Annotated in this window: 15 protein-coding genes; all 15 read right to left on the bottom strand. The window is 46.5% G+C overall.

Annotated elements, in window-relative coordinates:
- Positions 1-49 precede the first annotated feature (49 nt).
- Positions 50-934: a methylisocitrate lyase gene (gene prpB / locus OM978_RS12150; protein WP_264342480.1), complete on the bottom strand. Its 885-nt coding sequence runs from the start codon at positions 932-934 to the stop codon at positions 50-52.
- On the bottom strand, positions 927-1,613 hold the full coding sequence (locus OM978_RS12155) for a GntR family transcriptional regulator (protein ID WP_127023398.1): 687 nt from the start codon (positions 1,611-1,613) through the stop codon (positions 927-929). Before OM978_RS12155 ends, prpB begins: the two co-directional genes overlap by 8 nt.
- A 442-nt stretch (positions 1,614-2,055) precedes the next feature.
- Positions 2,056-2,781 carry a DUF4386 domain-containing protein gene (locus tag OM978_RS12160; protein WP_264342481.1) on the bottom strand — a complete coding sequence of 242 codons (726 nt, stop codon included), beginning with the start codon at positions 2,779-2,781 and terminating at the stop codon, positions 2,056-2,058.
- Positions 2,782-3,308: 527 nt separating this feature from the next.
- Positions 3,309-4,088 carry a TatD family hydrolase gene (locus OM978_RS12165; RefSeq protein ID WP_264342482.1) on the bottom strand — a complete coding sequence of 260 codons (780 nt, stop codon included), beginning with the start codon at positions 4,086-4,088 and terminating at the stop codon, positions 3,309-3,311.
- Positions 4,089-4,128: 40 nt separating this feature from the next.
- Positions 4,129-4,455: a PilZ domain-containing protein gene (locus tag OM978_RS12170; RefSeq protein ID WP_233007372.1), complete on the bottom strand. Its 327-nt coding sequence runs from the start codon at positions 4,453-4,455 to the stop codon at positions 4,129-4,131.
- A gap of 12 nt (positions 4,456-4,467) precedes the next feature.
- Entirely contained in the window at positions 4,468-5,373 is a 906-nt protein-coding gene (holB, locus tag OM978_RS12175; protein WP_264342483.1) for a DNA polymerase III subunit delta', read from the bottom strand.
- The gene (tmk, locus tag OM978_RS12180) at positions 5,366-6,037 is read right to left on the bottom strand and encodes a dTMP kinase (RefSeq protein ID WP_264342484.1); all 672 of its coding nucleotides are present in this window, start codon (positions 6,035-6,037) and stop codon (positions 5,366-5,368) included. The genes holB and tmk overlap by 8 nt, the downstream gene beginning before the upstream one ends.
- Positions 6,034-7,089, bottom strand: a complete 1,056-nt coding sequence (gene mltG / locus OM978_RS12185; RefSeq protein ID WP_264342485.1) for an endolytic transglycosylase MltG — start codon at positions 7,087-7,089, stop codon at positions 6,034-6,036. Before mltG ends, tmk begins: the two co-directional genes overlap by 4 nt.
- Positions 7,086-7,850: an aminodeoxychorismate lyase gene (gene pabC, locus OM978_RS12190; RefSeq protein WP_264342486.1), complete on the bottom strand. Its 765-nt coding sequence runs from the start codon at positions 7,848-7,850 to the stop codon at positions 7,086-7,088. Before pabC ends, mltG begins: the two co-directional genes overlap by 4 nt.
- A 172-nt stretch (positions 7,851-8,022) precedes the next feature.
- The gene (gene fabF, locus OM978_RS12195; protein ID WP_264342487.1) at positions 8,023-9,261 is read right to left on the bottom strand and encodes a beta-ketoacyl-ACP synthase II; all 1,239 of its coding nucleotides are present in this window, start codon (positions 9,259-9,261) and stop codon (positions 8,023-8,025) included.
- 120 nt (positions 9,262-9,381) lie between these two features.
- Positions 9,382-9,618 (bottom strand): acyl carrier protein, encoded by a 237-nt coding sequence (gene acpP, locus OM978_RS12200; RefSeq protein ID WP_008898948.1) that lies wholly within the window; start codon positions 9,616-9,618, stop codon positions 9,382-9,384.
- 174 nt (positions 9,619-9,792) lie between these two features.
- Entirely contained in the window at positions 9,793-10,527 is a 735-nt protein-coding gene (fabG, locus tag OM978_RS12205; protein WP_413691229.1) for a 3-oxoacyl-ACP reductase FabG, read from the bottom strand.
- Positions 10,528-10,556: 29 nt separating this feature from the next.
- Complete coding sequence (gene fabD, locus OM978_RS12210) at positions 10,557-11,492, bottom strand: ACP S-malonyltransferase (protein ID WP_264346943.1); 936 nt, start codon at positions 11,490-11,492, stop codon at positions 10,557-10,559.
- 30 nt (positions 11,493-11,522) lie between these two features.
- Positions 11,523-12,482 (bottom strand): beta-ketoacyl-ACP synthase III, encoded by a 960-nt coding sequence (locus OM978_RS12215; RefSeq protein WP_264342489.1) that lies wholly within the window; start codon positions 12,480-12,482, stop codon positions 11,523-11,525.
- 6 nt (positions 12,483-12,488) lie between these two features.
- The gene (plsX, locus tag OM978_RS12220; protein WP_264342490.1) at positions 12,489-13,529 is read right to left on the bottom strand and encodes a phosphate acyltransferase PlsX; all 1,041 of its coding nucleotides are present in this window, start codon (positions 13,527-13,529) and stop codon (positions 12,489-12,491) included.
- Positions 13,530-13,533 lie beyond the last annotated feature (4 nt).

Genomic DNA, 13,533 nt, shown 5'->3' on the forward strand with positions numbered 1-13,533 from the left:
CCGTTTTTAATTTGTTTTGTTGATTTGTTGAATGCTGTTTGGCTTATGGTTATTTTTTAGTGGCAAACAGGGCGTCTAATTTCTGCTCATAACTGTGATAGTTCAGGAAGTCGTAAAGTTCAGCACGGGTTTGCATGCTGTCGACTACAGCTTTTTGATCGCCGTTGGCCAGAATAGACTCATACACATTCAGTGCTGCTTTGTTCATAGCGCGGAAAGCACTCAACGGATACAACACCATATCCACACCAACACCAGCCAGCTCTGCTTTATTAAACAGCGGCGTTTGACCAAACTCAGTGATATTTGCAAGCACAGGCACTTTCAGAACCTTGGTAAAAGCCTGATACTGCTCCAGCGTATAAACAGCTTCAGCAAAAATGGCATCAGCACCTGCTGCTTCACAGGCTAAAGCGCGTTCGATGGCGGCTTCTAAACCTTGTTGTTGCAACGCATCAGTGCGCGCCATAATAAAAAAGTTCTCGTCTGTTCTGGCATCGACAGAAGCCTTAACGCGATCAACCATTTCTTCCAAAGATACGATTTCTTTGTTCGGTCTGTGACCACAACGTTTTTGCGCCACCTGATCTTCAATATGAAAACCTGCGGCACCGGCATTGGTCATTTCTTTCACAGTACGGGCAATATTAAAAGCTCCACCCCAGCCTGTATCTGCATCCACCAGCAATGGCAGTGCAGTAGCACCCGTAATACGACGGATATCCTCACAGACATCGTTTAACGAGGTCATACCCAAATCCGGCAAACCAAAAGAGGCGTTAGCCACACCAGCACCTGATAAGTACAAGGCTTTATGACCCACACGTTCAGCCATCATGGCAGTGTAGGCGTTAATAGTGCCCACCAGCTGTAACGGATGATTGTCTTTAATTGCCTGACGAAGCAGAGCGCCAGCGCTTTTTACATTAGCCATGTGAAGTCCCCTGTTGAAGTAACTGTTGTTCAATATTACGTTTGGATGCAGCGATATGACGGCGCATCAATAAGTCGGCAAGTTCGCCATCGCGGTTAGCAATGGCATTGATAATAGCTTTGTGTTCGTCAAAAGCCCGAGATACCCGTGGGCCATTCATGCCAAGCTGCACCCGGTACATCCGCACCAGAAAATACAACTCATCACTTAAAATATTAATCAGATATGGATTTTTACTGCCTAAGATGACGCGGTAATGAAAGTCGACATCACCGGCTTCCTGGTAATAACTTTCACCTTCGCGCACTCGTTGTGTCGACAAATGCTGATCAAGTAGCGCCCTGACTTCGGCAATTTCCTGCTCTGTCATATGCTCTGCCGCCAAACGACAAGCCAGGCCTTCCAGCTCTTCGCGCAGCTGATACAAAGAACGTAAACCTTCAATCGACAGCTTCACCACACGGGCGCCGGCGTTGGGCGTGCGTTCGATTAAATGACAGCGTTCTAAACGCGCTAAGGCTTCACGCAGCGGCGCGCGGCTTAAATCATAACGTCGCGCCAGTTCAGGCTCACTGATCTTGGTACCAGCAGGAATTTCGCCTTCCACTATGGCGGTGCGAATTTGCACCAGCACCCGGTCGGCCGCAGTAATAGCTTCTTTAAATTCGGTAGCAAGCATCAGATTGTCGACAATATTAAGAAAGTAGTTACGTTTTACGCCTGATAATGACTTTGGTCAAGCTTAAATGCGACGTTATGTCGACATAAAGACTAAAGTACTAGAGGAAGTTGTATGGAATTATGGACGGGTTTTATCGCATATATGGGTATTTAGTCCTGTTCAGGACTGGCTGAATTCTCAGAATTAAAGCTAAAAATTGCTGTGATGATGCAAACCAAACCGATAAATAAGCTTTTTATGACAGAGATATAAAAAGACCTCGGATTATCCTCTAATGTATACAGGTTGCCACGGCGGTGGACATACTCGTTCAGGTAATCCACCAAAGCAGTATATAAAAAATAAGATCCAATCAATAAAAGGGATAATTTCACCAGCCAAATCGCGGCATCCGAAGTTTTGAGCTTTATCATTCTATCTCTCTGATAAATTTAGTGATTTAAGATGTAGAACCTTTAAACAGCTGCCACTTCTCTATATTCACGCCTTTGACAATCATCCACAAGCTTAAAGTTAACTCGCCCACTAACACCGGCATCAGAACCCAGGGGAATAACAGCGATGCCAGAGCTGGTGCCAGCAATAAGGCTAGGCTATTAATTAAATAACACAGACCAGCCAGCGCCAACATGACTCCAATAAAAGCCGGAAAAAAGCCAGATTTAATAATCAGATAACCACGCAGCAAACAGGCCAGCGCAAAAAAGATCAGCCCAATGCCAAAACCATAGCTGTGCAGCCCAATAGCAAGATAAGACCAGGCAGCCAATTGCTCAGAAGAAAACACAGAAGCTGCGGTCCCACCACCTAATAACAGCAATGGAATGACTAACAGCAACTTATTGGCCACCAACATAGCGGTTTGAATCAGGTTAAAAAAAGTGGCGGCCAGATTCAGCCCAGCATTAACGCGTTTAAACAATAGATAAAACAGCACGATAATGGGGATATCCAGCAGTTGCATCGACAGATCCCCTACTATGCCCAGCCTCCACAGTGAGGATGACGCCATAATATTCTGCGCTGTAGCTGCGGCATCTAAAGGAACCACCAGGGAGCCTCTGACCATCAGCTCACCAAAAAGCCCTAACACAATAATGGCCAGATAAAACACTCCACTAAGGCGTACGTAAAATTGTGGCGATCGTTCAAAAGCAGAATTCATAGTTGAACCTTTTAGTAGCAGTGGTTTTAAGTGAATTGAATCAAGTAATTACACTGGCAGATCTCAGCTAAAAAAGATAGATACTGCTCTGTGAAGCCTCTGCCCCTTAGTCCACGAAACGGAGCAAAGTAAATCAGACTGTGAGATATATTCGGCAGATGCCTTTACAGTTTTTATTAGATTAAATTTTTCTAACATTAATAGCCTGTAAAAACTTTGGCTTCTATAGAAGTTTTGTTACTGCGGCCTCAATTATTCAGCAAAAGCTTATACAGCCTGAGGTGGAGTGGATAACTTGGGGATAACTGCGGTATAACATCAGGATAAGTTCTGACTTCTGTTTCTGTTTGAAGCACTTAAAAAGCAAAGAGCTGTGCAGGCAAATTCAGCAAGCTTTGTCTACACTCAAAACCAGTAAGTTAACCTGTTTGTCCTCTTTGGTTCCGTATAGCGCACGGCTCATTTAGATGAGCCATTCCCCTAAGCCCAGAATGAATCCCTTGATTCTGGGCTACTTTTCCTTCTCGTTAAGCTTTTTTAACTGATTGAAACAGCTGATAAAAATTTGCTGAGGTTTGTTCTGCCAACAATTCAATGCTGACATTACGCTGTTGTGCGATACAAGCAGCCACAGCACTAACGTAAGCCGGCTGATTAGTTTTGCCGCGATAAGGCACAGGAGCTAAATAAGGCGAGTCGGTTTCAATCAATAAGCGATCAGCCGGAATTTGGCGTGCTACAGAGCGCAGCTCATCGGCGTTACGAAAGGTTACGATGCCGGATAACGAAATATAAAAACCTAAATCCAAAGCAGCTTTTGCTGTATCCCAGTCTTCTGTAAAGCAGTGCAATACACCACCACAGTCAGCAGCACCACCAGAGCGCAATAAATTCAACGTGTCCGCTCTGGCATCACGGGTATGCACTATCAAAGGCTTCTTCAGTTCAAGGCCGACCGCTATATGAGCGGCAAAAGCCTCTTGCTGAATCGCTTTGCTGTCCGGGCTGTAAAAATAGTCCAGACCGGTTTCGCCGACAGCCACTACAGCGGGATCAGCACAATAACGGCGCAGTAATTCGATATCGATTTGCTCTTCCTGATGCAGCGGATGTTCACCACAAGACACTGACACTTGTGGATAAGCAGCCACAAGTTGTTTCATCGCAGGAAATTCTTTCAGGCTGACCGATACACACAACATATGCTCTACGTTGGCAGCGGCGGCTTGTTGTAAAACTTCAGGCAGGGTCAGGGCTAATTTGTCCCACTCCAGACGGTCGAGGTGGCAATGTGAATCAACAAACAAAAGTGTTCTCCAAAATAGTATTTAAAACAGCCATATCAACTTAGAGGCTGTAGGTAGGCTCAGTCGAATCGAGCATACCACCTAATAATTTTTCAATTTTATCCTGCAACTGAAATTTATCGTCAATAAAAGCGACGCCAATACCTGCTGGAGTAGAGCTTTGTGCACCTTGTGGTGTCAGCCAGGCGACTTTACCGGACACACGCACAGCTTCCAGTGCGTCAGGCAAAGTGACCACTAAAGATAAAGAATGCCCCATGCGATAAGGCCGTGCTGTACGCACGAACAAACCACCATTTTTCAGAAATGGCATATAGCAGCGGTACAGCTCTTTTAGCTCTGTAAAATCCAGTTGGATTTCGTCCACAAGTAGCTCCTGTTACAACAAGGCCGAACGGAGTTGCACCAGCAAGGCTGATAAATTCAGCGCGGCATTTTGCCCTGTAATCAGCTGACGGTCACGACCCCATTGCTGCAAAGACAACAATAACTGGTGATGTTTTAGCTGCATATCAGCGCCTTTTTGCCACAACTCCTGTCGTACAAACCAGAATAAGGTTGAAGGCAATTGTTCAGTGTCAGGCAAATGGGCCAGCAGCTCATACATATCTAACTGAGCAGACACGAACTTCTTCAGCATAACCAATTGTGCAGAAATTGCTGCCGCTTCGTCGTTTTCCAGCAGTTTCAATGCTAATAAAGGTGCACCACCGACGTATTGCAGTAAAAAGTCCGGCACAGGTCTGCTGCTGTGTTCCTGTAACCAGTGTTCAATCTGCTCACCGTACACAGGAGCTAAAGCCCAACTTTGACACCGGCTTAAAATAGTAGGCAACAGCTGCGCCGGATGGGCACTTTGTAAAATCAGAAAACTATTTTGTGGTGGCTCTTCCAAAGTTTTTAATAAAGCATTGGCGGCGGCTTCAGTCATCAGTTCAGCCTGAGGAATCAGTGCCAGCTTGACGCCACCTTGCTGTGATGCGCCTTGCATAAACTGACCCAAAGCACGTATAGGGTCCACCCCTATACTGCTGCTACCTTCTGTCGGCAATTGCCACAGATCCGGGTGATGACCAGAGGCCATCAGCTGACAACTTTTACATAAACCACAAGGCAACTGCTGCTGTGGTGTTTTACAGAGTAAATAGGCCGCCAGACGTTTGGCAAGTGCCAGTTTGCCAATACCAACTGGGCCTGTCAGCAATAAAGCATGGTGCAAATGCCCTGCTTCTGCCAATTCAGTCAGTTTGTATTGATACGAGTCCAGCCAGGGGAAATCAGACATCTGTGCCAAGATCCGCCTTTGCATCATGGCTTAAAGATCCACTTTGATAAGCCTGTTGCAGAGCATTCAGGATCTGTTGCTGCACCTGCTCCATCGACTGACTGGCATCTATGGTGACTATATTGGCTTCAGTGGCAGCTATTTGCAGATACTTAGCACGGGTGCGCTGAAAAAATGCCAGTTGCTCCTGCTCAATACGATCCAATTCACCACGAGCCTGAGCACGTTGTAAACCTATAGCCGGGTCTATATCTAAATACAGCGTTAAATCCGGCGTTAAACCACCTAGTACCACCTGACGGATACTGTTAATCAGATTTTCATCCAATTGACGACCGCCGCCCTGATAAGCACGGGACGATAAATCATGACGATCACCCAGCACCCAGGTTCCTTGCTGTAAGGCCGGCTGGATCACTGTTTTTACTAGCTGCACACGGGATGCATACATCAACAATAATTCGGTTTCAGGCGCAACGATTTCATCCTGCACTTGTTTAACCAGAGTGCGGATTTGTTCGGCTAAAGGTGTGCCGCCTGGCTCACGGGTGCTGATAAACTTGATGTGATGTTCGTTCAGCCATTGCTGGATAGTACGGATAGCGCTGGTTTTACCCGCGCCTTCCAGCCCTTCCACTACAATAAAACGACCTAAAGTTGTCATTGTTTTTTCTTTTCCAAAACTTTCTTGCCAAAAACTCGCTTTCCCAAAATATAGTGCTGCACTGCGGCATTATGCTCTGCCAGAGTACGGGAAAACTGATGAGTGCCATCGCCTTTTGAAACAAAATACAACCAATCACTTTGCGCAGGCTGAGCCGCAGCTATGATAGAACTGCCACTTGGCGCCGCTATTGGGCCTGGCGGTAAACCAAAATGCTGATAGGTATTGTAAAGGTGCGGATTCTTTAAATCCGCTCTGGTGATATCGCCATTAAAACTATCACCTAAACCATAGATCACAGTTGGGTCTGTTTGTAGTTTCATGCCAAGCGCTAAGCGATTGACAAAAACTGAACTGACCAATGGTTTTTCCGGCTCGTGGCCGCTTTCTTTCTCGACAATGGATGCCATAGTCAACAGCTCATAGGGTGTTTTGTAAGGTAAATTGGCTTGTCGGCTGTCCCATGCCTGTTGCAATCTTTGGATCAGCAGCTCGTTGGCGCGCTTTAATAATTCAGTGCTGGTGCTGTTGGCGGTGTAATTGTAGGTTTCAGCAAAAAACAAAGCTTCGGCATTGGCTGGTTTATTACCCCAGGCTTCAGGCCACTTTGCAAGTTCGACTAATGCAGCTTTATCCGTCAAATCATGCTGTAAATATTCGGCTTCGGCTAAACGTTTTAAGCTTTGGCTTAAGGTTTCGCCTTCTTTGATGCTAAAAGCAAACTGCGCCACTTTGCCACTGGCGAATAAATGCAGCATTTGTAATAAGCGGGTTGGTTTTTGATCTGTGGGTACTCTGTACACGCCCTGATGTAACTTTGAAAGCTCAGGATGTATTCGCAAATAAATGGATAACCAACGGCACTGGGCGTTGCTCAGCAGATTTTGCTGCTGCCAGTTACGACAGAGTTTCATCGCGCTGTCGCCGGCTTTAATTTCTATATAAGCCTCTGTCAGCGGCAAACGACTTTGGCTGTATTGTTGCCAGATATTGGTTAAACCAAAAAAACTGACCAGCGAGACTAACAGCACTACAAATAAAGTTCGGATCAAAGCTCAACTCCGCTGACAAACTGACGCACCAGTTCGATATTTTTAGTTTGCCCGGCAAATTCCTTTACCGGCACTACACCCATCAGGGCATTACAAATCAATAAGGCTTCTGCTTGCTGCAGATCCGCCAGGCGATAACGACCTTCTGTCACTGATAGCTGAGCCATCAGATAGTTACGCATCACGCCATTCACGCCAGCCTGGTCCAGCACAGGAGTAAACCATTGACCCTCTTTGCAAAACATCAGATTGGCAGCAGACACTTCAATCACTGCATCACTTTGGTCCAGCACCACAAGCTCATCAACATCACTTTGAGCTAATTCGGCTTTAATCAACACCTGCTCCAGCCTGTTGTTGTGCTTAACACCAGCCAGCTCGGGTTGCTGCGCTAGTTTAAAACCAGCTACCCCAAGGCGAATGCCCTGCCGTTGCCAGGTTGTGTAATCAGGTAAAGCTGCGGTGCTGATATAACAGCAAGGCGATTCAATACCTTGTGGGCTATAACCCCGGCCTGCCTGGCCACGGCTTATCAATACTTTAATCACTTGATCAGGCGCTGAAATAGCCTGCTGGACTTGTGCTGTTAGCTCATCAGTATCAAAAGAATGGATCAGCAAAGCTTTGGCGCCCGAGACTAAACGCTGCAGATGCAAATCCCACAGCATAGCTTTGCCGTCTTTTATCCTTACTGTGGTAAAAAGCCCGTCACCATACTGAAAGCTACGATCTGTGCTGCCGGGTGCCTGCAGATAAAGCATCAATACCCATCCAAAGCTTCTGTAAAAATCTGGCCGAAAGTATGCCTGAAATCAATGACTTTGGGAATGCAGGTACCGGGTCTTGTCTCAGACTCAAAAATGGGTAGAACAGCAGGAGTTTGAATTAAAAAATTGATAGTAGGGTCAGAGCTGAAGCTCTGACCCTCTAATTTTAGATTTTCTTAAACAGAATAGAACCGTTAGTGCCGCCGAAACCAAAGGAGTTACATAAAGCGTATTCCAGTTTGGCATCGCGCGCAGTATGCGGAACATAGTCTAAGTCACAACCTTCGTCCGGATTATCCAGGTTGATGGTTGGAGATACTTTCTGGTCGATCAGTGACAAGATAGTGATGATAGATTCAACAGAACCTGCTGCACCTAATAAGTGCCCCATCATCGACTTGCTGGAACTGACCATTAATCCTTCTGGTTTGGCACCAAAAATGGATTTAATTGCCATAGTTTCAGCTATATCACCTGCAGGCGTAGAGGTACCATGCGCATTGATATACTGCACTTGATCGGCGTTTATACCGGCATCACGTAAAGCATTTTTCATTGCCAAAGCAGCGCCACGACCGTTTTCCGGTGGTGATGTCATATGATAGGCATCGCCGCTCATACCAAAACCTACCAGTTCAGCGTAGATTTTTGCACCACGGGCTTTGGCATGTTCGTACTCTTCCAGTACCACAACACCAGCGCCGTCACCCAATACAAAACCATCACGGTCTTTATCCCATGGACGACTGGCCTGTTGTGGCGCATCGTTACGGGTTGATAAAGCACGGGCCGCACCAAAGCCACCCATACCTAAAGTAGTAGATGCTTTTTCTGCACCACCGGCTATCATCGCGTCCGCGTCACCGTAAGCTATCATACGGGCAGCCTGGCCAATGTTATGCACACCAGTAGTACAAGCGGTGACAATACTGATATTTGGACCTTGCAGACCTAACATGATGGATAAATGACCAGAAATCATGTTGATGATGGTAGAAGGTACAAAAAACGGCGATAAACGACGTGGGCCGCTGTTCAGTAATTTGGTGTGGTTTTCTTCGATTAAACCTAAACCACCAATACCTGAACCTACAGCTACACCAATACGTTCGGCATTTTCTTCGTTAATTTCCAGTCCGGAATCCCGAAAGGCCTGCACACCGGCAGCGACACCGTACTGGATAAATAAATCCATTTTTTTGGCTTCTTTGGCCGGGAAAAACTGTTCGACGTCAAAATTTTTGACTAAACCAGCAAATTTGGTGGTGTAAGCCTCTGGATCAATATGATCAAACAGCGCTATTCCACTTTGACCTTGTAATAAAGCCTGCCAGGTCGACGTTACATCGTTCCCCAGGGGCGTTAGCATACCTAAGCCCGTCACAACCACTCGACGTTTTGCCACAGAATCCTCCGCAGTCTAATTTATTCTCTATTGCTGATCCGCCTCTGTACTGAATACGTAGCAGACAGCTTCAGAAACAAAAACGGGTAGCAGAGGCTACCCGTTTTGTCAGCTCAACGCTTACTCAGCGTGGGCCTTGATATAGTCGATAGCAGACTGTACCGTTGTAATTTTTTCAGCTTCTTCGTCTGGGATCTCTGTGTCAAATTCTTCTTCCAGAGCCATAACTAATTCTACTGTGTCCAGAGAGTCAGCGCCTAAATCGTCAACGAAAGAAGATTCGTGCTTCACTTCTTCTTCTTTAACGCCTAACTGCTCGATGATGATTTTTTTAACGCGTTCTTCGATGTTGCTCATCTTTTCTTCCTTTTTCTCATGTAAATCGCAACAATTGGTGCAATTTTGTGTGGCGGCTAGTTTATGCGTAAGCCCGGTTTGTTGCAAGTAACGACTAAGTCTTTTCCTGCTGGTCAAACCATTTGCCTTAGCTCCTGAAGCTGCAATACAACTTCAATCACATCGGCTAAAGGCTTACACCATATACATACCGCCGTTGATATGGATGGTTTCACCCGTAATATATGCTGCCGGACCTGAAGCCAAAAAGGCTACAGCGGCTGCTATTTCTTCCGGCTGGCCCAGACGATTCGCCGGGACCTGGCTGAAAATTGCTTCTTTTTGCTCTTCTGACAATTCTTTGGTCATATCGGTGTCGATAAAACCTGGTGCAACAGCGTTCACCGTGATACCACGGGAGGCAACTTCTCTGGCCAATGACTTGGTGAAACCTAACACGCCCGCTTTCGCTGCAGCATAGTTAGTCTGACCCGCATTGCCCATAGAACCTACCACTGAACCTATGCTGATGATCCGGCCGTGACGCTTTTTCATCATGCTACGCAGCACAGCTTTACTTAAACGGTACACTGATGTCAAATTGGTTTGCATGATGTCGAACCATTCTTCTTCTTTCATGCGCATCAACAGGTTATCGCGGGTAATACCAGCGTTGTTCACCAGAATATCAATATCGCCAAACTGAGCTTTAATAGTCTCTAAACACTGCTCAATAGAAGCTGTATCGCCGACATTTAACACCAGGCCTAAACCTTTGTCACCTAAATAAGCGGAAATAGCTGCTGCGCCTGATTCAGTTGTTGCAGTTCCAACCACTTTAGCGCCTAAAGCGGCTAATTGTTCAGCAATAGCGCGACCTATGCCACGGCTTGCGCCCGTGACTAAGGCCACCTGACCTTCTAACGAAATAAATGGAGTCGTCATTCTATGTAAGCCTTTTATTCTGTAGCTAAAGCGTCTTTTAATGACGCTACATCTGTGACTGAAGCCGTGTTCAGCTCTTTATTAATACGTTTAATTAAGCCACTTAATACCTTGCCTGCACCCAGTTCAATCACTGTGTCCACGCCTTGTGCAGCTAAAAACTCGATACTTTCTGTCCAGCGCACCGGACTATACAGCTGACGTACCAACGCATCTTTTATTGCCGCGGCATCAGCTGCTGCACTAACGTCGACATTGTTCACTACGGGTATGACAGCTGTATGAAACGAAATACTGTTTAAATCATCTGCCAGTTTGTCTGCTGCTGGCTTCATTAAAGCGCAGTGCGACGGCACTGACACAGGTAAAGGCAGCGCACGTTTGGCACCTGCGGCTTTACAAAGTTCATTTGCACGTTCAACAGCAGCTTTATTACCAGCAATCACCACCTGACCAGGCGAGTTGAAGTTGACAGGAGAAACAACTTCACCCTGCGCTGCTTCTTCGCAAGCTTTGGCAATCAGCGCATCGTCCAGACCAATAATGGCTGACATAGCACCAGTACCGGCAGGCACAGCCAGTTGCATATACTGACCGCGTTTTTCCACCAGCTTGACTGCATCGGCCAGGTTTAATACACCAGCACACACTAAAGCTGAATATTCACCTAAAGAGTGACCGGCTAAATAAGCAGGAGTCGCGCCGCCCTGCTCCAGCCATACCCGATACACCGCAACAGAAGCTGTTAATAAAGCAGGCTGAGTACGGTGTGTTTCGTTTAATGCTGTATCAGGACCATTGGCCACTAAGGCCCATAAGTCATAACCTAAAGCCGCAGAGGCTTCGGCGAAGGTGTCGCGAACTGTTGCAAATTCAGCATGAAGTTCGGCCAACATACCGACGCTTTGTGAACCCTGTCCTGGAAATACCAATGCAAGTTTGTTGTTCATCATTTTTCTCGCAATATTCTCGTCATATCGTTAATAACGTATTAAAGCCGAAGCCCAGGCAAAACCACTGCCAAATGCCTCAAGCAATATAGTTTGTCCACGCTGGATACGGCCATCACGCACAGCTTCATCTAAGGCTGTAGGCACTGTTGCAGCTGAGGTATTGCCATAACGGTCGAGGTTAATGACAACCTGATCCATCGACATATCCAGCTTACGTGCCACAGCGGAGATAATGCGCAGATTGGCCTGATGTGGCACTAACCAGTCGATTTGGGATTTATCCATATTGTTGGCAGCAAGGGTTTGCTCAACCACTTCAGATAAACGGGTGACTGCAACTTTAAAAACTTCGTTGCCTTTCATCGCGCCCCAGGAGTTATGAACTGAAGCTTCGACACCACGGATAGGGTTGTCGACATACAATAATTCGGAGTATTTACCGTCAGCATGAATATGAGTGGATAAAATACCTGGCTGCTCTGATGCTTCTAAAATAACAGCACCTGCGGCATCACCAAATAAAATCACCATGCTGCGATCTTCAGGGCTCATTAAACGCGATAAACAGTCTGCGCCTATCACCAGCACTCGTTTTGCCATGCCACTTTTTACATACTGGTCAGCAATACTTAAGGCATAACAAAAGCCAGCACAGGCTGCTGCAACGTCAAAAGCCGGAATGCCTGGCATATCCAGTTCACGCTGCACTTCGCAGGCTGCACTTGGCAAAGCACGGGAAGCACTGGTAGTTGCCAGTACTATCATGTCGATGGAGTTTTTGTCGATGCCAGCTGCTTCAATAGCTTTTAATGCAGCCTGAGCCCCCATTGTAGCGACAGTTTCGTTGTCACCTATAATGCGGCGTTCTTTGATACCAGTACGTTCGATGATCCACTCGTCTGTGGTTTCAACCATGGTTTCGAGATCAGCATTGGTTCTGACCTGAGACGGAAAGTAACTTCCGGTTCCAATAATGCGTGAATACATTGGGCCCTACGCTTTGTCAATTAATACGTGTTCCAGCCTGTCTTTGATCTTCACCGGCACCTGGCGTTCAACCTCGCGCACGGCCTGACGGATGGCACTAAGAAATGCTTCTTTTGTCGCATTTCCATGACTCTTCACTACAATTCCGCGCAATCCTATCAGACTTGCCCCGTTATACTGGTCGGGGTTCACGCCTAAAGACATACTTTTCAGGAAAGGTTTGATTAACCAGCCGAAAAGTTGAGCAGACATGGAGTTTTTTAGTGCAGTTTCTAAGCGTTTTAAGATGAGTTTCGCCACACCTTCACAGGTTTTCAGCGCTACATTGCCAACAAAGCCATCACAAACAATGACGTCGGCTTTACCGGAAAAAATGTCATTGCCTTCGATATAGCCAATGTAATTGATATCCGCACATTCGGATAAGAGTAAGGAGGTCCGCTTGATTTGATCCGAACCTTTAATTTCTTCTTCGCCCATGTTCAACAAAGCCACTTTGGGTTTGACTATACCTTCCACTTCTTCGGCCATCACAGCGCCCATCACGGCAAACTGGAACAAGGTGTCTGAATCACAATTGACCGTAGCGCCTAAATCCAGCATGAAGACCGGACTGCCGACAGTAGAAGGCAGGCTACTTATTAAAGCAGGGCGTTCCACGCCGTTCAGCATCTTCAGCACAAAATGCGCCATAGCAATCAAAGCCCCGGTATTACCGGCGCTGACACAAGCGGCCACTTTGTTTTGTTCGACTAAATCCAGGGCAATACGCATCGACGACTGGCGCTTGTTACGCAAAGCCACAGAAGGTTTGTCGGTCATCAGAACGGTTTGAGATGCATGCTGAACAGAAAGCTGAGGATGGTTTAAATATCCCGCCTGTTCTAATTCATTGGTAAGTATTTCAGAATCGCCGCAGAGGACTAGATCTACATGGGGAAATTCACACAGCGCTTCTATAGCTGCAGGAATGGTTGATTGGGGGCCATGGTCGCCCCCCATCATGTCTAAAGCTATTTTAAGTCGTAGTGGTTGCAACAAGTGCATCCAA

Source organism: Rheinheimera sp. MM224 (assembly GCF_947090785.1).
Classification (GTDB): domain Bacteria; phylum Pseudomonadota; class Gammaproteobacteria; order Enterobacterales; family Alteromonadaceae; genus Pararheinheimera.

Coding starts and splice junctions, on each gene's coding strand:
- prpB (WP_264342480.1), bottom strand. CDS start 934: ATGGCTAATGTAAAAAGCGCTGGCGCTCTGCTTCGTCAGGCAATTAAA.
- OM978_RS12155 (WP_127023398.1), bottom strand. CDS start 1,613: ATGCTTGCTACCGAATTTAAAGAAGCTATTACTGCGGCCGACCGGGTG.
- OM978_RS12160 (WP_264342481.1), bottom strand. CDS start 2,781: ATGAATTCTGCTTTTGAACGATCGCCACAATTTTACGTACGCCTTAGT.
- holB (WP_264342483.1), bottom strand. CDS start 5,373: ATGTCTGATTTCCCCTGGCTGGACTCGTATCAATACAAACTGACTGAA.
- tmk (WP_264342484.1), bottom strand. CDS start 6,037: ATGACAACTTTAGGTCGTTTTATTGTAGTGGAAGGGCTGGAAGGCGCG.
- pabC (WP_264342486.1), bottom strand. CDS start 7,850: ATGCTTTATCTGCAGGCACCCGGCAGCACAGATCGTAGCTTTCAGTAT.
- acpP (WP_008898948.1), bottom strand. CDS start 9,618: ATGAGCAACATCGAAGAACGCGTTAAAAAAATCATCATCGAGCAGTTA.
- fabD (WP_264346943.1), bottom strand. CDS start 11,492: ATGAACAACAAACTTGCATTGGTATTTCCAGGACAGGGTTCACAAAGC.
- OM978_RS12215 (WP_264342489.1), bottom strand. CDS start 12,482: ATGTATTCACGCATTATTGGAACCGGAAGTTACTTTCCGTCTCAGGTC.
- plsX (WP_264342490.1), bottom strand. CDS start 13,529: ATGCACTTGTTGCAACCACTACGACTTAAAATAGCTTTAGACATGATG.